18 protein-coding genes, 1 tRNA gene and 3 pseudogenes are annotated in these 23,582 nt (G+C 56.3%); 19 read left to right on the top strand and 3 right to left on the bottom strand.

Features of this window, described 5'->3' with window-relative positions; genetic code table 11:
* Positions 1-25 precede the first annotated feature (25 nt).
* Entirely contained in the window at positions 26-160 is a 135-nt protein-coding gene (rpmH, locus tag ACR3E0_RS18285) for a 50S ribosomal protein L34 (RefSeq protein WP_005980833.1), read from the bottom strand.
* Positions 161-428: 268 nt separating this feature from the next.
* Here rpmH and ACR3E0_RS18280 point away from each other — a divergent pair, with 268 nt between their 5' ends.
* The 9 genes and pseudogenes from ACR3E0_RS18280 to ACR3E0_RS18240 form a co-directional block, all read left to right on the top strand.
* A complete protein-coding gene (locus ACR3E0_RS18280) occupies positions 429-1,187 on the top strand; it encodes a TVP38/TMEM64 family protein (RefSeq protein ID WP_480480270.1) in 759 nt (252 codons plus the stop codon).
* Positions 1,188-1,191: 4 nt separating this feature from the next.
* Entirely contained in the window at positions 1,192-2,610 is a 1,419-nt protein-coding gene (locus tag ACR3E0_RS18275) for a dihydrolipoyl dehydrogenase family protein (RefSeq protein WP_480480268.1), read from the top strand.
* Between the two features lie 18 nt (positions 2,611-2,628).
* On the top strand, positions 2,629-4,011 hold the full coding sequence (locus tag ACR3E0_RS18270; protein ID WP_480480266.1) for a sensor histidine kinase: 1,383 nt from the start codon (positions 2,629-2,631) through the stop codon (positions 4,009-4,011).
* Positions 4,012-4,075: 64 nt separating this feature from the next.
* Positions 4,076-4,152 (top strand) — tRNA-Arg (locus tag ACR3E0_RS18265).
* Between the two features lie 822 nt (positions 4,153-4,974).
* Positions 4,975-6,426: a YfcC family protein gene (locus tag ACR3E0_RS18260; RefSeq protein ID WP_480480264.1), complete on the top strand. Its 1,452-nt coding sequence runs from the start codon at positions 4,975-4,977 to the stop codon at positions 6,424-6,426.
* Positions 6,427-6,449: 23 nt separating this feature from the next.
* On the top strand, positions 6,450-7,679 hold the full coding sequence (locus tag ACR3E0_RS18255) for an arginine deiminase (RefSeq protein ID WP_480480262.1): 1,230 nt from the start codon (positions 6,450-6,452) through the stop codon (positions 7,677-7,679).
* A gap of 20 nt (positions 7,680-7,699) precedes the next feature.
* Positions 7,700-8,701 (top strand): ornithine carbamoyltransferase, encoded by a 1,002-nt coding sequence (gene argF / locus ACR3E0_RS18250; RefSeq protein WP_480480260.1) that lies wholly within the window; start codon positions 7,700-7,702, stop codon positions 8,699-8,701.
* Between the two features lies 1 nt (position 8,702).
* Positions 8,703-9,614 carry a carbamate kinase gene (gene arcC, locus ACR3E0_RS18245; RefSeq protein ID WP_480480259.1) on the top strand — a complete coding sequence of 304 codons (912 nt, stop codon included), beginning with the start codon at positions 8,703-8,705 and terminating at the stop codon, positions 9,612-9,614.
* Between the two features lie 230 nt (positions 9,615-9,844).
* A pseudogene (locus tag ACR3E0_RS18240) lies at positions 9,845-10,084 on the top strand (transposase); the annotation flags it as partial.
* 253 nt (positions 10,085-10,337) lie between these two features.
* Here ACR3E0_RS18240 and ACR3E0_RS18235 read toward each other — a convergent pair.
* A complete protein-coding gene (locus tag ACR3E0_RS18235) occupies positions 10,338-10,991 on the bottom strand; it encodes a TetR family transcriptional regulator C-terminal domain-containing protein (protein WP_480480258.1) in 654 nt (217 codons plus the stop codon).
* 97 nt (positions 10,992-11,088) lie between these two features.
* On the opposite strand from ACR3E0_RS18235, the gene ACR3E0_RS18230 reads away from it, so the two are divergent.
* From ACR3E0_RS18230 to ACR3E0_RS18195, 8 genes are read left to right on the top strand one after another with little or no spacing between them, the layout of a single operon-like run.
* Positions 11,089-11,970 carry an ABC transporter permease gene (locus tag ACR3E0_RS18230; RefSeq protein WP_480480257.1) on the top strand — a complete coding sequence of 294 codons (882 nt, stop codon included), beginning with the start codon at positions 11,089-11,091 and terminating at the stop codon, positions 11,968-11,970.
* Positions 11,967-12,755: an ABC transporter permease gene (locus ACR3E0_RS18225; RefSeq protein ID WP_480480256.1), complete on the top strand. Its 789-nt coding sequence runs from the start codon at positions 11,967-11,969 to the stop codon at positions 12,753-12,755. Before ACR3E0_RS18230 ends, ACR3E0_RS18225 begins: the two co-directional genes overlap by 4 nt.
* Positions 12,752-13,849, top strand: a complete 1,098-nt coding sequence (locus ACR3E0_RS18220; protein WP_480480255.1) for an ABC transporter ATP-binding protein — start codon at positions 12,752-12,754, stop codon at positions 13,847-13,849. Before ACR3E0_RS18225 ends, ACR3E0_RS18220 begins: the two co-directional genes overlap by 4 nt.
* Positions 13,850-13,865: 16 nt before the next feature.
* On the top strand, positions 13,866-14,927 hold the full coding sequence (locus tag ACR3E0_RS18215; protein ID WP_480480254.1) for an ABC transporter substrate-binding protein: 1,062 nt from the start codon (positions 13,866-13,868) through the stop codon (positions 14,925-14,927).
* A gap of 60 nt (positions 14,928-14,987) precedes the next feature.
* Positions 14,988-17,048: an oxidoreductase gene (locus ACR3E0_RS18210; RefSeq protein WP_480480253.1), complete on the top strand. Its 2,061-nt coding sequence runs from the start codon at positions 14,988-14,990 to the stop codon at positions 17,046-17,048.
* Positions 17,048-18,280, top strand: a complete 1,233-nt coding sequence (locus ACR3E0_RS18205) for an aromatic ring-hydroxylating oxygenase subunit alpha (protein WP_480480252.1) — start codon at positions 17,048-17,050, stop codon at positions 18,278-18,280. The genes ACR3E0_RS18210 and ACR3E0_RS18205 overlap by 1 nt, the downstream gene beginning before the upstream one ends.
* Positions 18,273-19,835, top strand: a complete 1,563-nt coding sequence (locus ACR3E0_RS18200) for a trimethylamine methyltransferase family protein (protein WP_480480251.1) — start codon at positions 18,273-18,275, stop codon at positions 19,833-19,835. Before ACR3E0_RS18205 ends, ACR3E0_RS18200 begins: the two co-directional genes overlap by 8 nt.
* A gap of 52 nt (positions 19,836-19,887) precedes the next feature.
* Positions 19,888-21,192 carry an aminotransferase gene (locus tag ACR3E0_RS18195; protein ID WP_480481088.1) on the top strand — a complete coding sequence of 435 codons (1,305 nt, stop codon included), beginning with the start codon at positions 19,888-19,890 and terminating at the stop codon, positions 21,190-21,192.
* Positions 21,193-21,301: 109 nt separating this feature from the next.
* Here ACR3E0_RS18195 and ACR3E0_RS18190 read toward each other — a convergent pair.
* Positions 21,302-21,933 (bottom strand): annotated as a pseudogene (locus ACR3E0_RS18190) (tyrosine-type recombinase/integrase).
* A gap of 185 nt (positions 21,934-22,118) precedes the next feature.
* Between ACR3E0_RS18190 and ACR3E0_RS18185 the strand changes: the two are divergent.
* Both ACR3E0_RS18185 and ACR3E0_RS18180 read left to right on the top strand, forming a co-directional pair.
* Positions 22,119-22,751: a TetR/AcrR family transcriptional regulator gene (locus ACR3E0_RS18185; protein ID WP_480480250.1), complete on the top strand. Its 633-nt coding sequence runs from the start codon at positions 22,119-22,121 to the stop codon at positions 22,749-22,751.
* Positions 22,752-22,797: 46 nt separating this feature from the next.
* Positions 22,798-23,469: pseudogene (locus tag ACR3E0_RS18180) on the top strand (CPBP family intramembrane glutamic endopeptidase); the annotation flags it as partial.
* Between the last annotated feature and the right edge of the window lie 113 nt (positions 23,470-23,582).

Below are 23,582 nucleotides of genomic sequence, written 5' to 3'. Positions count from 1 at the left end.
TTCGTAACCTGATCGGTGAACGGTGTTACGCGCTCAGCGACTTGCGGCCGCGGGCGCGGCGCGCGTTCAGGATCTTGCGGCCGGCCTTGGTGGCCATGCGCGCACGGAAACCGTGGCGGCGTTTGCGAACCAGGTTTGAAGGCTGATAGGTGCGTTTCATCGCTCCGTCTCCAATCTATGCGGTCGGGTGCGGCGCGGATTCGCCTGCCCGTGGTGTTCGAAGCCCGTCCTCTACTGCCAAGCGGGGGGTAAGTCAAACCCCAAGACCCGGGTTTTCGCCGCTTTTGCAACAATTCTGTAGCCGGGCCTGTCAAAAGGTTTCAAAAACCGAAAATTTCGCCTGATACACTCACATTCGCCGTCACTTTCTTCAAGGCACCGTGAGGCCCCTGTTTCGGATCGTGTCGACGACGCATCTTGTGGACAGAATGAAACAATCAAAGCCGGATGGCGAGATGACCGAAACGACCCAAGCCCCGCGCAACGGATTTGCGCGCCACCTTCCCTTGCTTGCGATTCTGTCCGTTGCGGCGGTCGGGTTTTTCACGCTGGGCGATTATCTGACATTCGAAACCCTGCGCGACAATCGTGAGGCCTTGCTGGCCTGGCGGGATGCGCATTACTGGGCCATGGTCGGAGCTTTTGTGGCACTCTACATCGTGATTGTGGCGTTTTCGCTGCCCGGGGCCGCCGTGGCCTCGATGACCGGCGGGTTTCTGTTCGGTCTGATGGGGGGAACGGTGTTTAATGTCGTTTCCGCAACGATTGGCGCGTCGGCGATCTTTCTGGCGGCCCGCTGGGGTTTGGGCGCAACGCTCACGGCGCGATTGGAAGCCTCGGAAGGAGCCATCAAGAAACTGAAAGACGGCCTGCGTGAGAACGAGATATCTGTGCTTTTCCTTTTACGCCTCGTCCCGGTTGTTCCCTTTTTCGTTGCCAATCTCGTGCCTGCCCTGGTCGGTGTGAAGTTCCGCAACTTTTTGATGACCACTGCGCTGGGCATCATCCCCGGTGGGATCGTCTATACGTGGATTGGCGTCGGGCTGGGGGGTGTCTTTGACCGGGGCGAAACCCCCGACGTCTCGCTGCTGTGGGAGCCTTTTGTGATCGGGCCCATCATTGGTCTCTGTGCACTGGCAGCATTGCCAATTGTTATCAAATCCCTGCGTGGCCGAAAGGACGCCTGATCTCATGCAAGAACTGAAAACCGATATCCTGGTGATCGGAGCCGGGTCGGGTGGGCTGTCCGTGGCGGCCGGCGCCAGCCAGATGGGTGCGGATGTCGTGCTGCTCGAAGGGCACAAGATGGGCGGCGATTGTCTGAATTTCGGCTGTGTTCCGTCAAAGGCGCTGATCGCAAGCGGCAAGATGGCGTACACGCAGGCGCATTCCTCGGCTTTCGGTGTCGCCAATGTTGCCCCTCAGGTGAGCTACGCGGCGGCCAAAGACCATGTCCGTGATGTGATCGCCCAGATCGAGTCGATGGACAGTCAGGACCGGTTCGAAGGTTTCGGTGTGAAAGTGATCCGCGAGTACGGAACCTTCCTGTCTCCGACGCAGGTTCAGGCAGGCGAGTACGTGATCACCGCGCGGCGTGTGGTCATTGCGACCGGGTCATCCCCGCTTGTTCCGCCTATCCCCGGGCTGGATCAGGTGCCCCATTACACCAACGAAACCATTTTCGACCTGCGAGAAAAACCGGATCACCTGTTGATCATCGGTGGGGGGCCTATTGGCATGGAAATGGCGCAGGCGCATGTGCGTCTGGGCAGCAAGGTGACCGTTATCGAAGCATTGCAAGCGTTGGGCAAAGACGACGCGGAAGCCGCTGCCGTGGTACTGGACAGCCTGCGCGCAGAAGGCGTCGTGATCCACGAACACGCGATGGTCGCCCAAGTGCGAGAAACAAATGGCACACTCGAAGTGGTCACGGAAAACGGTGAGATTTATGCAGGATCCCATCTTTTGGTGGCTGCAGGACGTAAGGCCAATATCGAACGGTTGAACCTTGAGGCCGCCGGAATTGACCGCATTCGCAACGGCATAAAGACGGACGAGTCGCTGCGCACGACAAACCGTAAGGTCTATGCGATTGGTGATGTCGCGGGCGGATTGCAGTTCACTCACGTCGCCGGATATCACGCTGGCATCATTATCCGTTCTGCTCTGTTCGGCCTTCCGTCCAAAGCGAAAACCAATCACATCCCGTGGGCAACGTACACGGATCCCGAACTGGCGCAGGTTGGCCTGACCGAAGAACAGGCCGGTGAGCGGCACGGTGAAAGCATGGAAGTCGCGCGGTTCGAATATCACCACAACGACCGCGCCATCACTGAACGAAAAACCAACGGGTTCATCAAGGTGATGGTCGTAAAAGGCCGTCCGGTGGGGGCCACAATCGTCGGTCATCAGGCCGGTGAATTGATCAACTTGTGGTCGCTGGCATTGGCAAATAACCTGAAGATGGGCCAGATCGCCGCGATGGTTTCGCCCTATCCGACGATCGGAGAGCTTAACAAACGCGTGGCGGGCGCATATTTCTCGCCAAGGCTGTTTGAGAATCAGATAGTTAAACGAGTGGTCAGGTTCGTCCAACGCTGGATCCCCTGATCGGGAAAGGAGCGCCAATTGAACTCGCTGTCCGGCCGTTTCCTGATCCTGACAACGGTCTTCGTGATGTTGGCCGAGGTCCTGATCTTTGTTCCCTCCATTGCGCGGTTTCGCGAGGATTTTCTGCTGAACCGGCTTGAGCGCGCCCAGATAGCGTCGCTTGCATTGCTGGCCGATGATATGCTGGCCGAAGAGCTCGAGGCCGAGTTGCTGGCCAATGCTGGCGTCTATAATGTCGTTCTGCGCCGTGACGAGGTGCGTCAGCTGATGCTGTCCTCTGCGATACCCGATCTGGTTGCCAAGACCTATGACCTGCGGGACGCAGGCCCATGGGTGCTGATCCGCGATGCGATGATCCGGTTCTTCACCGTCGAAAATGAAGTCATCCGTGTAATTGGCGAACCGGTCAAAGGTGCCGGGCTGCTGATCGAGGTCACCATCGACAGCGCGCCGCTGCGCACGGCAATGACCGATTACGGTCTGCGCATTCTGGGACTGTCCTTCGTGATTTCCATCATCACTGCGTCTCTGCTGTTTCTCGCAGTGCGCGTGGTTCTGGTCCGTCCGATCAAAAGCGTTGTCGGATACATGCAGCGCTATGCCAGTGCACCGGAAGACGCGCGTGGCATTATCTCACCCAGTTCGAAAGTGACAGAACTCCGCGAGGCCGAAGAGGCCCTGAAGATGCTGCAGACTGACCTGACGCAGGCACTGAAACAGCGGGAGCGCCTGGCCCAGCTGGGCGGGGCCGTGGCGAAAGTCAGCCACGACCTGCGCAACATCCTGACCTCCGCGCAACTCTTCACGGATCGGATCGAGGCGAGCGATGACCCGGTGGTGCGCCGGATGGCGCCCAAACTGGTCAATTCGATAACACGGGCAGTATCCTTATGCGAAAGCACTCTAGCATTCGGTCGGGCAGAGGAACCGGCGCCCACGCTGACAATGGTCCACCTGCGCGATGTTGCGGCAGATGTTGCCGCCAGCGAACAGCTCGCGGTCGCGGATGCCTGCGTCGAGATCTCGAACGACGTGCCCGACGACCTGATCGCGCGGGCCGACCCAGAGCAGATGTTCCGCGTCATTTTGAACCTTGTGCGCAACGCCAGGCAGGCCCTCGTGGCGTCCGGCACATCCGGCAGCATCACTATCACGGGCCGCGAAGACGAGGCCAACTGGTGCATCGAAATTCGCGATACCGGCCCCGGCCTGCCGCCAAAGGCGCAAGAAAACCTGTTTACACCGTTTCAAGGCGGAGTGCGCAAGGGGGGCTCCGGTTTGGGTCTTGCGATTTCCCAGGAACTGGTGCGGGGGCACGGTGGAGATCTGGTCCTGAAAGACACCGGGCCAGACGGCACCATCTTTGAAATCAAGCTCCCGCGCGGGGACGGGACTTTTTGAGCGTTTTTTGAAGAATCGTCTTGCACGTCCCCTGTGCCGGGTCTAAATAGCCCCTCACCAACGCGGACCGATAGCTCAGCTGGATAGAGTACTTGACTACGAATCAAGGGGTCGGGGGTTCGAATCCTCCTCGGTCCGCCACTTGGGAAATTGTCAGGCGACACATAGTTCTGCCACCAGCGACAGAACCTTGCCATTTTCGCCTCACTTCCTTCATCCAGCACCTAGATCGATTTCAATGATCCTGACTTCCCTTTTGGAAAATCAGGGCCGATTTGCAGATCATACGCCGAAGGCGCCTGTTCCTGCTGATCTGCCACGTGGCGAACGCGGATGGGGGCGAGGCAATGCTATTCGACAATAGTGATGCGGCCCGCAGGCGCAGCCGAGGACACGGTGTTGTCTCATAGGGTTGCCCGAGGGGGAAGGCAGCGTCTTACCCCTGATGGCCGAGGGCGTTTAGCTTGTCCAAATCCCGCTGTCTCACAAAACAAGTGCGGCGGTGCAGGCCGGGCCATTACACCTTGCGCCAGAACACGTTGCTTTTCCAAAGAATGGGTGGAAACTGGACCTTCGCTGCATTGCTGTTAAAGCACGTAAGCCGCAACAAAAGCAGACTTACTAATGTTGGCAATTATCGACGCTGTCGTACCCGTCTCCGGCAAAAACAATAGCGGTCCAGTTTACCAATATGGACCATGGCATGGGACGCGGTCCGAGGCGTTTACTTCGGTGAGTAAACGTTGAACTCCTGTAGGAGATGCCGACTTCGTACCACAGATCTGCGATTTCAAAATCTGGAATGTGTTGCCATGAATTGATTCGAGTCAAATGCAAGGGGCGACACGCCTGATAGCCTGAGCGCACGTATCCGAAACATTGCCGTTCGTGTCGAGCTTTTCCGTCCAAACGGGCTCAACCTAGGTTTGTCCGGCCATTCACAGCAAGTGAAAGGGAAATGGAATGTCTGTCGAAAACAACCAGAAAGCAGATCCAGAACCGAGCTTTTCCTCAAGATTCCCAACCGCCTACACGATCCTGTTCTTACTTATCATTCTGGTCGCGGCGCTGACGTGGGTCATACCGGCCGGTGAGTACCAACGCGCTTTGAGCGAATCCGTTGGGCGCGAGATCGCCGTCGCCGGGACCTATCAGACGGTTGAGCCAAACCCACAAGGGTTTGTCGATGTGATGCTGGCCCCCATCGCCGGGTTCTACAATCCAGACAGCTATCAGGCCGGAGCTATTGATGTCGCTCTGTTTGTTCTGATGCTTGGCGGTTTTCTGGGCGTTGTGAATGCCACTGGAGCCATCGATACCGGTATCCGAGCGGCGATGCGCAAGTTGCAAGGGCGTGAGATCTGGATGATTCCGATCCTGATGACGCTGTTTGCAATTGGCGGCACCACCTATGGCATGGCTGAAGAAACACTGGCGTTTTACGCCATTCTGATCCCGGTTGTGATTGCGGCAGGCTATGACGCGGTTACCGGCGTGGCGGTCATATTGGTCGGTGCCGGGGTCGGCGTGCTGGGTTCGACCATCAATCCGTTTGCAACGGTCATAGCCTCGAATGCCGCCGGGATTCCGTTCACCGATGGAATCGTCCTGCGATTTGTTCTGTTGCTGGGCGGGCTGGCGATTTGTATGGCTTATGTCATACGTTATGCCCGGCGGGTCAAGGCGGACCCAAGCGTCTCGATCGTGGCCAAACAACGCGACGAGCATCGCCGGATCTTCCTGCAAGACCGACCCGATGCCGAAAAGGCGGATGACGTCCTGACCGGCAACCAGCAGGTCGTTCTGATCATCTTCGCGCTTGCCTTTCTGGTTATGATCTGGGGCGTATCCACCCAAGGCTGGTGGATGGCCCGCATGGGCGCTTTGTTTTTTGGCTCCGCCATTCTGGTCGGGATCGTGGCCCGCATGGGTGAAAAGGCGCTGACCAGTCACTTTGTTGACGGTGCCCGCGATTTGCTCGGCGTGGCGCTGATCATAGGTCTGGCGCGTGGCATCGTCGTTGTCATGGAACAGGGGCTGATCGCCGACACAATCCTGCACAGTGCCGAACAGAGCCTGGGCGGGCTCCACAAGCTGGCCTTCATCAATGTGATGATGTGGATCGAAGTCGGCATGAGCTTTTTTGTGCCGTCCTCTTCGGGTCTTGCAGTGCTGTCGATGCCGATCCTTGCTCCGCTGTCGGACTTCGCCGGCGTTTCGCGCGATCTGGTGGTCACCGCCTATCAATCGGCCAGCGGACTGGTGAACCTGATCACGCCAACCTCTGCAGTTGTAATTGGGGGGCTGGCAATCGGACGGGTGTCTTATGACCGTTGGATTGCCTTCATCTGGCCTTTGCTGATCCTACTTACGGTGTTTGTCATGGCCGTTCTCAGCATCGGAGCACTTCTTTGACCTGTTGGAAAGGAGCTTAAGGCATGACCGACACGAAACTTGGCGTCCACAGCGAAACCGGGCCCCTGAAGCAGGTCATCGTTTGCCGACCCGGTCTGGCACATCGCAGGCTGACTCCTGACAATTGTCAGGAACTGCTGTTCGACGATGTATTCTGGGTCAAGCAAGCACAAAAGGATCACGATGCCTTTTGTACGTTGATGCGGGGCGAAGGGGTCGAGGTGCTGGACGTCAACGACCTGCTGGCCGAAACGCTGGATGATGCGACAGCCCGCGCCTGGGTTCTGGACCACCGGATCACCCCGCATCAGGTCGGGGTCGGCATGCTACCCGAGCTGCGAGGCTGGATGGATGAGATCCCGTCAGATATATTGACCAGACATCTCTTAGGTGGGTTGGCAGTCGATGAGTTGCCGTTCACGCCAACTGGTCTGTTCGGCGGATACCTGGGCAATCACGGTTTTGTTTTGCCCCCTCTGCCCAATGCATTGTTCACCCGTGACAACAGCGCCTGGATTTACGGTGGGGTCGTGGTGAACCCGATGTTCTGGCCTGCCCGGCGGCCTGAAACCCTGCTGAACACGGCGATCTACAAGTTCCATCCCAAGTTTGCTGGCCAAACCAAGATCCATTGGGGCGATCCTACCCGCGACCACGGGCTGGCCACACTTGAGGGTGGCGACATTATGCCTGTGGGGAATGGCACCGTTCTGGTCGGCATGGGCGAGCGATCCTCGCCCCAAGCCATTGGCCTGCTGGCAGAGGCTCTGTTTGACACCGGTGCTGCGCAGCGGCTTTTGGCATTCCAGATGCCGAAATCGCGCGCTGCCATGCATCTCGATACGGTTTTTACACTGTGTGGAGGCGACGTGGTGACCACCTTCAAGGACGTTGCCGAGGCGTTGATCTGCTATGATATCCGGCCCGGCGAAAGCAAAGCGGCGCTGGAATTTCATCAGGACACGCGTCCGATCTTTGACATTGTGGCCGAGGTGTTGGGTTACAAGCGGCTACAGCTGGTGCCTACCGGCGGCGACACCTTGGAAGAACGTGCGCGAGAGCAGTGGAATGACGGTAACAACGTGATTGCACTGCGCCCCGGTGTGGTGGTCGGCTATGACCGCAACGACGACACAAATGCCGCGCTCAGGGCCGCCGGGATTGAGGTGCTGGAGATGCCTGGCGCCGAGCTGGGCCGCGGCCGCGGTGGTGGCCATTGCATGACTTGCCCGACAATCCGTGACGCAATCTGAGGCAGAGAAAGGAAACCCTCATGGCTTACAACTTGCGCAACCGACATTTCCTGACATTGCGGGACTTCGCCCCCGACGAGATCGCCTTTCTGCTGAAGCTGGCGGTCGATCTGAAAGCCGCAAAATATGCGGGCACCGAGGTTCCGGTGCTGAAGGGCAAGGACATCGCTCTGATCTTTGAAAAGGATTCCACGCGCACCCGCGTGGGGTTCGAGGTCGCAGCTTATGATCAGGGCGCACGGGTGACCTACCTGGGTCCTACTGGCACCCATATTGGTCACAAGGAATCCGTCAAGGACACGGCAAGAGTCCTGGGCAGGGTGTATGACGCGATCGAATATCGCGGTTTTGGTCAGACCATCGTCGAAGAACTTGCCAAACATGCGGGTGTCCCAGTCTACAACGGTCTGACGGACGAATTTCACCCCACCCAGATACTCGCTGATTTCCTGACCATGCAGGAGCATGTCGAAAAGCCGCTGCGCGAAGTCTCTTTTGCGTTTCTGGGGGATGTGGGCAACAATATGGGCGACAGCCTGATGCTGGGCGCGGCCAAGATGGGCATGGACGTGCGGCTCTGCGGTCCCAAATCCTGTTGGCCACAGCGCGTGATCGAGGCCGAAGGGCGCACCATAGCCGAAACCACAGGCGCGCAGATTACCATTACCGAGGACGTGGACGAAGCCGTAAACGGTGTCGACTTTGTTTACACCGATGTCTGGTTATCAATGGGTGAACCCAAGGAGAAATGGCGCGAGCGGATCGACCAGATGCTGCCGTATCAGATCAATGCCGAGGTCATGGCCAAAACCGGCAATCCGCGCGTGCGGTTTATGCATTGCCTGCCGGCCTTTCACAACACCGAGACCACGGTTGGCGCCGATATCAACAAGGAGTTCGGCATCGACGCCATGGAAGTGACCGATGAGGTTTTCGAAGGCCCAGCGTCAATCGTCTTTGATCAGGCTGAAAACCGGTTGCACACAATCAAGGCCGTCCTCGTCGCCACATTGGGGGGCTGAAATGCTGGTGGTTGCAGCCTTGGGAGGCAACGCCCTGCTAAAACGCGGTCAGCCGCTAAACGCCGAAGTCCAGCGTGCCAATGTCCGCGCAGCAATGCCCGCCTTGGCAGATATCCTGCGCGCCGGTCATCAACTTGTCATTACCCATGGCAATGGTCCGCAGGTGGGCCTGCTTGCGTTGCAGGGCGCTGCATATAACGCCGACAGTGCCAGCCCGCTGGACGTTCTCGGGGCCGAGACCGAGGGCATGATCGGCTACATGATCGAACAGGAACTCGAAAACGAATTGCGTCATGATCGGCCGGTTGCGACGCTGCTGACGCAAATTCTGGTTGACGGGCACGACCCGGCATTTCGGAACCCAACCAAATTTGTGGGGCCAGTTTATGAGCGCGCCGAGGCCGAGATTCGCGCCAAGGCGGCCGGATGGCACATCGCGCGCGACGGGGACAAATGGCGACGCGTCGTACCATCCCCCAAACCGCAGGAGATCCCCGATCTACGGGTTCTGCAACTATTGCTGGACCAAGGCGTGGTTGTGATTTGTGCGGGCGGCGGTGGCATCCCAGTGCTGCGGCGCGATGACGGCAGCCTAATCGGCGTAGAAGCCGTGATCGACAAGGATGCCGCCAGTGCCCTGCTTGCTGAGAAATTGGGTGCCGATGCGCTGCTGCTCCTGACCGATGTGGATGCGGTTTATGACGAGTTCGGCACACCGCACGCGCATGCCATCAGTGTGATGACGCCCGACGCGGCCCGAGCGCTGAAACTGCCAGCGGGTTCGATGGGCCCAAAGGTTGTTGCGGCAGCCGCATTTGCCGCAAATAACGGCTTTGCCGGTATCGGGCAATTGAAGGACGCCCTTGCCATTCTTGAACGGCGGGCCGGCACGAGCATTTCAAGTGCGGTATAGAGACGAAAACAGCCATCTCACGTTCCGAAAGCCTGGAGGTGGAGCAAGGGGGCAGACCTGGCTATTGAAGCGGTTCTTTTGCAGACATGGCGGTCAAATGTGACGCTTTTTCTCAAAGCTCGAACGAACCGCCGCGCCCGACACGGTGCTGGCGGCATACACCAGCGCGCTGCGGGTTTCCGACATCGCCCGGGGTCTCTCCCTTGCCGAACGAAGCCGTGCGCGGTCTTGATGATGCCCGCCAGATCGCTCGAGACATCGCGAAGACCTACCAGTACGACATCTCAATGAAGCCCCGAAAGAAAGTCGAGATGCCCTTCGCACACCTCAAACGCATTCTTGGGCTGGGACGGCTCCGATTACGTGGTCCGTGTGGCGCAAGTGACGAATTCCTCCTCGCTGCCACGGCCCAAAACCTCCGCAAATTGGCCAAGCTCCCTCCCGCACCGCAGCAAACGCGAAAAACCTGAACAGAAAGGCGCTCGCGCAGTGTTCAGATCACTGCATTTTGCGCCATTAACACTTTGTTTTTCAATAGAATCGGGCCGAAGACAGTCATTAGCTGCACGTGCAATGGAGACCTTGCTCAAGCACAATGCAGACGCTGTATATCGTCAAAGGCAGGGTGGATGACACTTAGCCGCGAGGAGGCTCGCCAAAACCAATGGTCGGCTGTCCAAGAAGAGGCCTAGTATCTATCTTAAATCTAAGCGTCGCTAAGGCTCACAACTTGAACTTTCCGGGGAAAAGACCGCATAGAAATCTTCTGATAAGTTTAACAGAGCGCCGTCGCGAAAAGCCTTGCATATCGGTAAGGTAATTCACCCACATTCCCTCCAGCAAAGCCAGCGTTCCGCTGGTGGCATCGTCCACCAAGTTTAGGTCACGCCCGTTTTGTAGGGCTATCTCCGAGAACGCCAGCCGCAAGGTCTCGACAAGTTTGCGATCCTGAGTGCTGCTGTAACGGGCAATGCCTGGGTGTGAGCTCGCGATGCCTCGGAATGCATGCCAGATTTTTGTACTTCTTGGATTGAGCAGAGCTTCGGACAAATCCGCCTCGATCACAGCCATCACTCTGTCTTCGGGCGATGCGTCCGAGCCCAGATCGGTCAATCTGTCCATCTCGGCATAGTATTGGGCACTGAAATGCTGGGCTGCTGCCGTCAACAAATTGTCCTTTCCCCCGAAATGCAAATGGATCATTCCGCGGGACAATCCAGAACGCTCGCAGATGCGGCTGACCGAGGTATCGGTAACTCCGATATCCGCGATAGTGTCCAAAGTTGCCTTGATCAGAAGCTGCTTGTTGGCCTCAGGATCGCGTTTCGAACTACGTTTTCTTCCCTTAGGGTCTTTCACTTTATCAAATGATTCCATTGGTTTGAGATCTTCTCATATGTGCAGGTCACAGGGAGATTGACACGAAAGGCTGTTCTGGCGCAACATTTAATGGACGGTCGTCCATTAGTGACTCGTGAAAACCGAGAAGGGAGGTTGGGTGATCTTTCGTAGCGAAACGTCCCGGGGCTATACCCTCAGCGCACCAGCCACTGCTTACGTGGGCTTTCTGGTGGCGGCGCCATTGGTGATCCTGATCGCTTATTCGTTTTGGACCCAAACCTATGTGACGCTCGAAAAGACCCCGACGCTGAATAACTATCGCGAAGCGTTTACCGACCCGCTGGTTCGACACTTGATGCTCAGGTCGATCTGGATTGCAGCGGGGGTCACTGTCGCAACCGTCGCACTGGCTTATCCTATCGCCTATTTCATTGCGATGAAGGCACGGAAAAAGACCATCTGGCTTCTGCTCATCACTATTCCGTTCTGGTCCAGCTATCTCCTGCGCGTATTTGCCTGGAAACTCATCCTCGGGTTCAACGGGGTGATGAATTCTGCACTGCTGATGCTTGGCCTGATCGACGAACCGCTCGACTTCTTGCTCTACAATGAATTCGCCGTTGTGCTGACGCTTGCTCATGCTTGGGCGCCCTTTGCGATCCTGCCGATCTATGTCTCATTGCAGAAAATCGACCCAAGCCTGCTGGAAGCCGCCACAGACCTCGGCAACAGCTCTTTTCAACGCTTTATGCGGGTGACGCTGCCGCTGACCATTCCAGGGATCATTGCTGCTTGCCTGATCATCTTCATCCCGACCGTAGGCGATTATGTAACGCCGGCACTGGTCGGCGGGTCGGACGGGAAGATGATCGCCAACCTTATTCAGGTGCAGTTCGGGGCTGCCAATAACTGGCCACTCGGCGCCACACTGTCGCTGATCGCGATGCTGTCAGTCGGTTTTGTCGCCATAGTGTTTGTAATTACTGCGACCCGGCTAGGGAGACGGATCAGATGAGACGCCCTTCGACCCTGACAGCCTATGCTTTTCTGTATTTGGTTTTTCTTTACCTGCCGGTCCTTTTCCTGCCCCTGTTTTCGTTCAACAGCGGTACAATCGTTGCCTTTCCGATCAAGGGTTGGACGCTGGACTGGTATCGGAAGCTGGGCGAGCAGGATACGTTGATCCAAGCCCTTTGGAATTCGCTTGGCGTCGGCACCGTCGTCGCACTTCTGTCTACCGCCATGGGATTATTCGCCGCCCGCGCTTTTGTTCGCTATCGTTTTCGCGGTCAGCGTGCAGCTGAAGGTCTGGTGATGCTGCCTTTGGTTATACCCGGCATTATCGTGGCTTCTTCAATGCTGGTTCTGTTTCTGTTTATCGGTCTCAAGCCGTCTTTGCTGACCGTCGTTCTGGGCCATACGTTTCTTGCGCTGCCGTTTTCCGTCTCGATCCTGAAGTCCGCATTTGATGACTTCGATGCGTCGCTGGAAGAGGCATCTTACGATCTTGGCGTCGGCGTGTTCGACACCTTCCGCCGCGTGACGCTGCCAGTCGTTTCCCCCGGTATCGTAGCCAGCATGCTGGTCACCTTCACAGTCAGCTTCGATGAGTTCGTCCTGGCGTTTTTCCTGTCCGGCAACCAGCCAACCCTGCCGGTCTATATCTGGAGCCAGATCCGTTTCCCCGCCAAGCTTCCAAACGTGCTGGCGCTAGGCTCCATCTTGCTGCTCACCTCGGTTTTACTTCTGGTGCTGGCCGAGTATTTCCGCCGCCGTTCATCCGCATCAGAGGTCCGATGACAGTCAGAAACATCATAGAACTCAGGGGCGTCGAAAAGCGCTATGGCACATTTCTGGCGGCCAGCGGGATTAATCTCGATCTCAAAGAGGGCGAGTTTTTCTCGCTCCTTGGTCCATCGGGATGCGGCAAGACCACGGTATTGCGGATGATCGCGGGTTTCCAGGAACCGACCGAGGGCACCGTGCTGATCGACGGTCAGGATATGGAAGGTGTGCCTGCCAACAACCGCCCAACGAACATGGTTTTTCAAAGCTACGCAATCTTCCCGCACCTGAACGTCGGAAATAACGTAGCCTACGGATTACGCGGCAAAGCCTCCAAGGTCGAGATTGACCAACGCGTGTCCGAAGCTTTGGAAATGGTCGAATTGGGCGGCCTTCAGGATCGCGGCGCAAGTGAGTTGTCGGGTGGGCAGCGACAAAGGGTGGCGCTCGCCCGTGCGCTGATCATGCGACCCAAAGTGTTGTTGCTGGATGAGCCCTTGTCAGCCCTCGACAAAAAGCTGCGCGAGCAGATGCAGTTTGAAATGCGTAATCTGCAGCAATCGCTCGGAATTACCTTTGTGATGGTTACACACGACCAATATGAGGCGATGACCATGTCAGACCGCATTGGTGTGATGTTCGATGGGCGGCTCAAGCAAGTCGATACACCAACCACGCTTTATGCCCGCCCCTGCGATCAACAGGTTGCCAGTTTTATCGGTGAGATGAACATCTTGCCTGCCCAGTTGCTGGAAGAAAACGGCGATACGCTTTCAATCGACGCGGCCGCCTTTGGCCAAATGGAGATTGAAAGGAACCCCAACGTCGCAATCAGCACCCGAGATTTGAACATCGGCATTCGACCCGAACAATTGGAAATCACCACTGAAAAACCCGAAGACCATCCATCAGCTGTTCAGGGTAAAGTCAGCAATGTCGCCTTCTACGGTGAAAACATTCACTACCACATTCAGGTTGCGGGAACCGAGAAGCCGATCTCGGTTTCGGTTCCGAACTATTTTCACACGGTTGATTTCAATCGCGGCGACGCAGTTTGGCTGGGGCTTCAGAGCGCCAGCGTGATCGATCTTGGTACAAACACAGAATAAGACATGGGAGGATAGAATGAAACTTCAGGGAATTGCGGCCTTCGTGTATGCGACGGCAATAAGTACAGGAAGCGCGAGTGCCGGTGGAGCCGATCTGACGGTGTTTGACTGGTCGGGATATGAAGACCCCGGCTTCTTTGCCAGCTACATGGAAAAATACGGGAATGAAGCGCCAAGCTATTCCTATTTCGGGAGTCAGGAGGAAGCCTTTACGAAACTAAGCTCGGGTTTCACGGCTGATCTGGCGCATCCTTGTTCCGACGCGGTCAGGAAATGGGCCGCGGCCGATCTGATACAGCCGCTGGACGAAAGCAAACTAACCAATTGGGCCGATGTGCTACCCGAGATCAAGGAAGTCGACGCCGTCGTTCTGGACGGCCAGCTTTATATGTTGCCGTTCGAGTGGGGAAATACCGGCCTTATCTATCGCACCGACAAAATCTCAGGCGATGATGTCTCGCTGCAACTGTTGGCGGATCCGGCCTATGCAGGCAAGATCGCCATCCCGGATGCCGCATCATCTGCATATGCATTGGCGGCGCTGGCCACTGGAAACGCGGATGACTACACCAACCTGAGCGATGAGCAATTTAAGGAAGCGTCCGACTTCCTGCGCTCGATCCACCCGAACATGCGCTTTTACTGGTCCGATGCGGGTCAGTTTGACCAGGCCATGACCAGTGGTGAGATCGAATTGGGTTGGGCCTGGAACCAGTCAGAGCTGAACCTGATCTGGAACGAAGTGCCTGCCGCCATGATGCGCGACGTCGACAAAGGTATCGCGACCTGGGCGTGCGGCTATGTGCATCTGAAGTCATCCACCACGCCAGTTGATCAGGTCTATGATCTGTTGAACGCACTTACCGATCCTGCCAGCGGTCAGTACATCATCGACAACTGGGGCTACCCGCATTCCAATGCAAAAGCGTTCGAAGTTGCCGATCAGGCAAACATCGAAGCTTATGGTTTCTCCGATCCAAAAAGCTTCTTCGAAGGCAGCTTGTTCTTTGATGCGGTGAACCCCGAGCTTGAAGCAAAAATGCTGGCGGAGTTCGAGCGGATCAAAGCTGGCTTCTAATACAACCACATTTCCGGGGCCATTCGGCTCCGGATCCCAAATACAGGAAAACGCGTGGTTATGTCGAACGCGAACGCATATGCTTTGCTCTTGGAACCGGTTCAGATTGGGCCAGTTACAGCAAGAAATCGCTTCTATCAGGTGCCTCATTGCACCGGGCTTGGGCACCTCAGGCCGCGGGCGGATGCTGCCGTGCGTGGGATGAAAGCAGAAGGCGGGTGGGCGGTGGTTTCCAATCAGGAAACCGAAATCCACCCGACCTCAGATCTGTCTCCTTTTGCCGAGGGGCGCCTATGGGACGCGCGTGATGTGCCCGCGTTGCGGCTGATGACGGATGCGGTACATGCGCATGGGGCGCTGGCAGCCATCCAGCTGGTGCACAATGGCAATCATGCGCAAAACCTGCTGACCCGCGCTCCGGTTCTTGCACCTTCCGAGATGTCCGTCGATACAACGCATCCCAAGCAGGCGCAGGCCATGGATAAGTCCGATATTCGCGAATTCCGCCGCTGGCACCGCGACGCCGCCTTGCGCGCGAAAGACGCCGGGTTCGACATCATTTACATCTATGCCGGACACAACATGACATTGGCGCAGCATTTTATGTTGCCGCATATGAACCAGCGTTGTGATGAATACGGCGGGTCGCTTGAAAATCGGGTACGTCTGACACGCGAATTGCTGGAGGATACTCACGAAGCGGTGGGTGACAGCTGCGCCGTGGCGTTCCGCTTTGCCATTGACGAGATGATGGGCGTCAGCGGCATGCAGGCCGCGGAAGAAGGCCGCGCCGTGGTCGAGCTTTTGTCTGACCTCCCGGATCTCTGGGATGTGAATGTAGCCGATTGGTCGAATGACAGTGCCACGACCCGTTTTCAGCCGGAAGATGGCTATCAGAACGCGTTTCTGTCCCACGTCAAACAGATCACCCAGAAACCCGTGGTAGGTGTTGGCCGCCTGACGTCCCCCGACATGATGCTGACGATGGTCAAAAAGGGAGTTGTCGACCTCATAGGAGCTGCGCGACCTTCCATCGCGGACCCGTTCATTCCAAAAAAGATTGAAGAGGGTCGCATTGACGAAATCCGCGAATGCATCGGCTGTAATATCTGCGTCTCATCTGACAATCTGGGCATCCCGATCCGCTGCACTCAAAACCCGACAATGGGCGAGGAATGGCGCCGCGGCTGGCACCCCGAGATCATCGCGCCGAAAAAGAGCAACGCGGATACTTTGGTTATTGGCGGTGGCCCTGCCGGTCTTGAATGCGCCACGCAATTGGCAAGGCGAGGATATCAGGTGACCTTGGCCGAAGCGGCTGCTGAATTGGGCGGGCGGGTTACGAAAGAAAGCAAACTTCCCGGCCTCGCGGCTTGGTCCCGCGTCGTCGACTATCGCCTGAATGATCTGAAGCAGCGCGGCAACGTCCAATTGTTCACCGACAGCAGGCTTGATGGCGATCAGGTGGCAGAGCTTGGCGTCGAGCACGTCTTTGTGGCCACTGGCAGCCATTGGCGCAACGACGGCATGGGACGTAGCACGCAACGCCATATGCCGCAGATCGAGCAAAGCGCCAAAGTGCTGACGCCTGATGACGTCATGAACGGTCTTCTGCCTCCGGAAGGGCCGGTGATGATCTATGATGATGACCACATCTATCTGGCAGGAGTGATCGCCGAAAAACTGGCGACTGCAGGGTACCCGGTGGTCTTTGTCACGCCGGAGAGTTTGGTCTCAGCTTACGCCGTCAATACTTTGGAGCAGCCTCGCATTCAGGCCCGCCTGATTGAGCTTGGTATCGACATTCGCTGCAATCAGGTGCTGACGGCGGTTGAAGGTGACATGGCGCGCATCGGTTGTGCCTTTACCGGTCGCGAAACGGATATTCCATGTGCCTCGACAATTCTGGTCACCGAGCGCCATCGCGAGACAGCGCTTTATGACAGCTTGCGCGGGATCGGGTTGAAAACCCTCGAACTTATTGGCGATGCCGCGTCTCCGGGACTGATCGTCGACGCAGTCTTCGCGGGTCATCGCGCTGCCCGCGATTTTGAACGCCCCGAGGCAGGAGCAGACAAGGACTGGTTTCGCCGCGAGATAATCGATTTGGAGGAAACGTAATGAACAGCCGACCGTTTGAGTTGGATGCGTTGATAACCTCGCACCAGTACGGCTACGCCTTACCGCGCGGTTTCTATACCTCGCAAGACATATATAACTATGACATCGCCCAGGTCTGGAACCGCAACTGGCTCTGGGCAGGGCATGTCAGCCAAATTCCAAACCCCGGTGACTACTTTCTGTTGGACTATGGCCCGGAGAGCATTATCGTTGTTCGCGATCGCGAAGGCGAAGTTCGCGCTCATTTGAATGTCTGCCGCCATCGGGGATCTCGCGTTTGCACCGAACAGTCCGGCAACGCCCGTGTTCTTGTTTGCCCCTACCACGCCTGGACATATGAGCTATCGGGAAAACTTCGTGCAGGCCACAATATGGGGGAACACTTTGACCCGTCCAAATTCGGGCTCTTTCCCGTTCAGGTGAGCGTCTTCAAAGGCCTGATTTTTGTCTGTGCCGATGCGAATACACCATCGCTTGATCCTGTCCTCAGTCAGCTTTCGCCATTCGTCGAACCCTATGGCTTGAACGATCTGAAAGTGGCGCATACGGCGTCATTTCCCGTTCCCGCGAATTGGAAACTGGCGGTGGAGAACTATCTTGAATGCTACCACTGCGGACCAGCGCACAAAGAATATTCTCGTTCTCATAGCCTGAAGTCGCCTCAAGACATGGCTGGCTTGGTCGAACCGCTAAAGGCAAGGGCTGTAGAAGTCGGGCTGACGCCTGATGAATTGGCGCTTGTCGGCGACGCTGCGCCCACCCCGTTCACCAGCGGGTACTATCGGCGCTACCCGCTCTATCCAGGCTATAAAACCGGCAGTAACACGGGCGAGGCGCTTGCGCCATTGCTTGGAACGCTGAAAGGCTTCGACGGTGGCGCAACTGACTTTGATATTGGTCCACTAAATTGGTTCCTGATTTATTCGGATCACATGGTCGGCTACCGCTTCATTCCACGTGGCCTTCAGGAAACTGACATTCAGGTGGTCTGGCTGGTTCGCGCTGACGCCGAAGAAGGCCAGGACTACAACAAAGAAGACCTGACCTGGCTTTGGCATGTCACATCTTTGGATGACGAACGCATCATTCGCCACAACCAATCCGGCGTAAACTCTCAATACTTCCAACCCGGCCCTTTGGGCGAAATGGAAACCTCGATCCAGGATTTTTATGACTTCTATCTCACCATGATCAGCCCGAAACCAGAACAAAGGATGGCCGGTCATGGCTGAGGCAAAATCACGCCGTCGCGGTGGCGGTGGACGCGCCGCACGCATAAAGGTTCAACAGGCGACCACGGGCAATGAGGCCGTACGTGGGGGCCTAAGTGGCGGACGCTATAAACCGCTGACACAAGCAGATATGGAGAACATCCATCAAGCGGCCTTGACCGTTCTGGAAAACACCGGCGTTACCGACCATTTCCCGGAATTGCTAGATCTGGTGCTTCCCAAAGGCGCGGTGATGAATGACCTCAATCGGCTGTGCTTCCCCCGTGCCCTGATGGAAGACATCCTGGCTGGTGCCGCCAAGGAATTTTACGTCTATGCCCGCGGAGAACGTGAAGGCAAAGACGACATGCATTGTTCGGCAGAGAGCGTTTACTTCGCCAACTCTGGCACCGCGGTCACAACCTTCGATTCCGAGACCAAGTCCTATCGCCCTTCGGTCCTGCGCGATGTTTATGATTTCACCCGTCTGGTGGACCGTTTGGACAACATCCATATGCTGGGCGACACGGTTTTGGCTACCGATGTGACCGATGATTTCGCCCACGATATGAACACAATATATGCAATGCTCGCAGGCAGCCAAAAACCTGCTTGCCTTACTTTTCGCGACCGCAGTCATATCCCGCATGCCATCCGCATGTTTGATTTGGCCCACGGGGGTGAGGGGGCTTTCATGAAAAAACCAAGTGTCATTTTTGGCGGCTGCCCCATGGTTTCGCCCCTGCGGATCGGCAAGGAAAATATGGAGATCCTGATTGATACCGCCAAACTTGGCCTGACTGTCGATTTGGCTGTGCCTCCTCAAGCCGGGGCCACAGCCCCCGCGACGCTTGCGGGAACACTGGTACAAACCGTAGCCGAAACACTGGCCTGTGTTGCCATCGTAAACCTGATCACACCAGGTTGTCCGGTTTGCTTTGCCGCCTGGCCCTTCATCACTGATCTGCGCAGCGGGTCGTTCACTGGCGGCAGCGGAGAGCAGGCCCTGATCGGGGCGGCAGCCGTTCAGATGGGTAATTTCTATGGCCTTCCCACATCCGTTGGCGCGGGCATGACCGACGCTAAAATACCCGACGCGCAGTACGGGTTGGAAAAGGCGCTGACCTTCACGCTTGCCGCTCATGCTGGTGCCAATCGTCTATGCGAGTTCGGCGGTATGATCGGCAGCCTGATGGGTTGCAGTTTTGAAAGCATGGTTATCGATGACGAAGCGGGTGGCATGATACTGCGATCGTTACGCGGGATAGAGGTCACAGATGAAACCATGGCGGTGGATGTGATCCACCAGTGTGCCATAGATCCCGGTCACTTCCTCGGAAACCCACACACGCTGAACTATATGAACACCGAATTTGTCTACCCGAGGCTAATGGATCGTGAGCGCACAGATACATGGGAAAACGAGGGCAAAACTGATCTGATGGACCGTGCCCGTGACAAGGCCAATTCTATTCTCGACACCCATTTCCCCAACTACTTTGGCGCCTCGGACGCTCAGGTGCGCGAAGAATTCCCAATTGTGATGAGCGCAGAAAGCATGGCCCGCCGTGGATAACTCTAACGCCAAGCAATGGGACAATGATCACTTCCTGCATCCGTGGGAAGGGATGGCAACTTTGCGCGAAAACGACCGGACATTTATCGAAGGTGCCAGCGGCATCCACGTGGTGAACGAACAAGGCGAACGCTTGATCGACGGACCGGGAGGCATGTGGTGCACCCAGATCGGGTATGGACGAGAGGAGATGGCCGAGGCCATGGCCGAGCAAGCCCGGAATCTTGCCTATTTCTCACCCTTCAACAACGCCAACTCGACTGCCGCGCGGTTCGCACGCGAAATCGCCAAACGTGCGCCGGGCGATTTGAACAATGTCTTTTTTACAACCGGCGGTTCCACTGCGGTGGATACGGCTATCCGATTTGTCCATTTTCGAAACAATCTCTTGGGTCGGCCTGAGAAAAAGAAGATTATTTCAAGGCAAAAGGCCTATCATGGAAGCACCTACTTGGCGGCCAGCGTCAGCGGAAAAGAGCGTGACAGACTTTGGCTCGACAAGGCCGATGACCTCGCACATTTCCTGCCGGACGTGAATCCGCTCCACCGCGCACCTGGTCAAAGCGAAGTGAGCTTTCTGAACGAGAAAGTTTCCGATCTTGAAAATGCCATTGTGGCGCTTGGTCCAGAAAATGTTGCCGCTTTTATCGCTGAACCGGTTCTGGCGTCTGGTGGCGTGATCGTGCCGCCAAAAGGATATCACAAAGGCTGCCTTAACATCTGCAAGAAGTATGACGTTCTGTATATTTCCGATGAAGTGGTAACAGCTTTTGGGCGGTTGGGTCATTGGTTTTCGTCAGAGGCTGTTTTCGGCATTCAACCCGACATAATCACCTGCGCCAAAGGAATAACATCTGGGTATGCGCCGATGGGTGCTGCGATTATCTCTGACCGATTGATTGCTGACGTTGCGGGAAAAGATGCGACCTTCTCAAATGGCTTTACCTATTCCGGTCACCCGGTCAGCGCGGCTGCGGGTTTGAAAAGTATAGACATCATTAAGCGGGAAAAGCTTCTCGAACACGTTCGAAAGGTCGCCCCGGTTTTTCAGGATCAACTGCAGAAGTTGCGTCAGATCGACATCGTTGCCGACGTGCGCGGGACGGGTTTGATGGGGTGCGTTCAATGCTCAGTCGATGGTGATCCTCAGAGCGATCTGGGACGCGACTACGAGATTGGTGGCCAGATCGATATCGAATGCCAGAAACGTGGTTTACTAGTTCGACCTGTGATCAATATGTGTGTTCTTTCACCGCCCCTTGTCATTGGCGAAAGTGAAATTGAACAGATGTTTGCTGTCCTGCAAAAAGGTCTTGAAGCGACAAGTACGTGGCTCGGCGGGATCAGTGACCTATGAAGAACGTGCAACACTGCTGCGAATGTCCGCAGATCGGGATAACACTGCAGCATTTGTTTTCAGCGCTTAATGGCAGCAGTGGGCCGCCTGTGAAGGCGACCCAGGGAAATTAGATATCGATGGCTTCAGCGATGGCCAAGGCATCCTCAAGTTCCACGCCCAAGTACCTGACTGTGCTGTCCATCTTTGTGTGACCGAGAAGGAGTTGGACCGCACGAAGGTTTCCTGTCTTCTTGTAAATCTGGGTGACCTTGGTTCTGCGCATTGAATGCGTGCCATAGGCGCTTGCCTCTAGACCAATCGACGTGACCCAGTCGCGGACGATCCGAGCATACTGACGGGTCGAGATGTGCAGCCGCTCATGGAAGCGGCCCGGCCAAAGGTACTCGGAGCCAACCATGAGCTCGTCTTCCATCCACTTCTCGACTGATGCGCGTGTGCCTTCGGATATCTCAAATCGCACTGGTTTTTGTGTTTTGCTTTGCAGGACAGAGGCTCCTTGATCTGACCTGATGCCATCACATCGACGACTTTCATCTTCACCAAGTCACAGCCGCGCAGCTTGCTGTCGATCGCCATATTGAAGAGTGCGAGGTCGCGATGGTTTTCGGCCAGTTCGAGACGAACCCTGATCGCCCATACATGCTTTGGTTTCAGGGGCCGCTTTTGGCCGACGATGCGGCCCTTGTTCCAAGCCGGGCGAAGTGCACGAATGGCGGGTAGATTTGGTGTAATTTCCATGGCTGATCCTCCGATCCACCATGCCCTTCCCAACTGCAACCCAACGTTGCTGATCTTCGATACCATAGACTCCTGCAGAACTCTCCGGCGCTAGAGCCATGTCGGAGGAGTTCTTCGAGTGTTCACCATCTTGACTGACTGACTGACCGTCAGTCAGCAAGAAGATCGAAAAACGGAGACTCACCTTGGCACGGATCGTCAAAGCCCCAGAGGAACGACGCGCAGAGATCGTTGAAACAGCGGATCGGCTGTTTCGGCAGCATGGCTATGCCAAGTGCTCGGTGGAGATGATCATCCGCGAAATCGGCGTCGCGAAAGGGACGTTCTATTACTATTTCAAATCGAAGCCAGACATTCTCGAAGCCATCGTTGACAAGACGCTTAGCCAAGTCATCGTGATGGCAAGCCGCGTCACCAACGAGCCATCGCTCACTGCCATGCAGAAGATGGAGGCCCTGTTAGGGAACAGCCACATCGGCGACGAGGACAGCCTCGAAGTCGCCGAGATGCTGCATCTTCCAGAGAATCGCGAGCTTCACGAACTCACCAATATTCAGACCGTTCTCCAACTCTCGCCAATCCTTGCTCAGATCGTAGAGCAAGGGATCGGGGAGAGCATCTTTGAGGTCGAGAGGCCCTTGGAGACAATTCAATTTCTCTTCACCGGAGCCCAGTTCCTGACGGACGGAGACATGTTCGGCTTCAGCGAAGCCGAACTCCGCACACGCCGCTTGGTGATGCAAACAATCATAGAAAAAGCACTCGGCGCAAAGCCGGGTAGTTTTGACTTCATGAACTCAATCCGGGCCGTGGAGTAGAGGCCATGAGCAGGGAAACGCATCTCAACAATCGGGGGATATTCCCATGGCAGATATTGCCACACCAACGAGGACCTTTTCGGTTCCATCCTATGCTCTGATCGGTTTCATCTCTCTGACCTTTGCCATCACTTGGGGCATCGTCAGCATGTATGTCATCGCGCCTGAATGGGCGTCATCAACGTTTGGCGAGATCAGCGGGTCGCACCCGCTCTTCTTTCTCGCGACATGGGCACCAGCAATCTCGGCCTTTTCGCTTGTGCTTTATTTTGGCGGAGTCGCGGGGCTCAAAGCGTTTCTTTCTCGGTTATTCATTTGGCGATTGCCGTCGCTTTGGGTGGCCTTCATCCTGATAGGCATCCCGGCAGTTTTTATGATCGGGTCGGCCTTCAAGTCAGGCCCGCTCTTTGCGCCCATCCCACCCGAAGGCGTCGGCGCAATGATCGCTCTCACGTTCATGATGCTCTTCCTCGGCCCGATTGAAGAGTTCGGCTGGCGCGGTGTCGCGCAACCCATACTGCAACGGCACATGGCACCGCTTTGGGCGGGGATGATCATCGGAACCATCTGGGGCATCTGGCACCTTCCGGCGTTCTTTCTCTCCGGCACGGTCTTTGCCGCATGGAGTTTCTTTCCGTTCCTTGTCGGCAACATCACTCTGGCCGTCCTTGTGACTCCGATCTTTAATTCAGGTCGCGGCAGCCTTTTCTGGCCCATGCTGTTTCACTGGCAATTGATCTTGCCCGTTTGGCCAGATGCTCACGTGACCGCTGGCCCTGATGGTTTCCGCGACCCAAGCCCCCATCCTCGCAAGCGGACAGATATCGTCCT

The sequence above is a fragment of the Ruegeria sp. AJ12 genome, assembly GCF_056536245.1.
Note: the sequence above shows the minus strand (reverse complement) of the source record. Positions and strands in the feature narration are given on the sequence as shown.

Bases quoted from the DNA above. Each gene is read 5' to 3' on its own strand.
- rpmH (WP_005980833.1), bottom strand. From the start codon at position 160: ATGAAACGCACCTATCAGCCTTCAAACCTGGTTCGCAAACGCCGCCAC.
- ACR3E0_RS18280 (WP_480480270.1), top strand. From the start codon at position 429: ATGAAACAATCAAAGCCGGATGGCGAGATGACCGAAACGACCCAAGCC.
- ACR3E0_RS18275 (WP_480480268.1), top strand. From the start codon at position 1,192: ATGCAAGAACTGAAAACCGATATCCTGGTGATCGGAGCCGGGTCGGGT.
- ACR3E0_RS18260 (WP_480480264.1), top strand. From the start codon at position 4,975: ATGTCTGTCGAAAACAACCAGAAAGCAGATCCAGAACCGAGCTTTTCC.
- ACR3E0_RS18255 (WP_480480262.1), top strand. From the start codon at position 6,450: ATGACCGACACGAAACTTGGCGTCCACAGCGAAACCGGGCCCCTGAAG.
- argF (WP_480480260.1), top strand. From the start codon at position 7,700: ATGGCTTACAACTTGCGCAACCGACATTTCCTGACATTGCGGGACTTC.
- arcC (WP_480480259.1), top strand. From the start codon at position 8,703: ATGCTGGTGGTTGCAGCCTTGGGAGGCAACGCCCTGCTAAAACGCGGT.
- ACR3E0_RS18235 (WP_480480258.1), bottom strand. From the start codon at position 10,991: ATGGAATCATTTGATAAAGTGAAAGACCCTAAGGGAAGAAAACGTAGT.
- ACR3E0_RS18225 (WP_480480256.1), top strand. From the start codon at position 11,967: ATGAGACGCCCTTCGACCCTGACAGCCTATGCTTTTCTGTATTTGGTT.
- ACR3E0_RS18220 (WP_480480255.1), top strand. From the start codon at position 12,752: ATGACAGTCAGAAACATCATAGAACTCAGGGGCGTCGAAAAGCGCTAT.
- ACR3E0_RS18215 (WP_480480254.1), top strand. From the start codon at position 13,866: ATGAAACTTCAGGGAATTGCGGCCTTCGTGTATGCGACGGCAATAAGT.
- ACR3E0_RS18210 (WP_480480253.1), top strand. From the start codon at position 14,988: ATGTCGAACGCGAACGCATATGCTTTGCTCTTGGAACCGGTTCAGATT.
- ACR3E0_RS18205 (WP_480480252.1), top strand. From the start codon at position 17,048: ATGAACAGCCGACCGTTTGAGTTGGATGCGTTGATAACCTCGCACCAG.
- ACR3E0_RS18200 (WP_480480251.1), top strand. From the start codon at position 18,273: ATGGCTGAGGCAAAATCACGCCGTCGCGGTGGCGGTGGACGCGCCGCA.
- ACR3E0_RS18195 (WP_480481088.1), top strand. From the start codon at position 19,888: ATGGCAACTTTGCGCGAAAACGACCGGACATTTATCGAAGGTGCCAGC.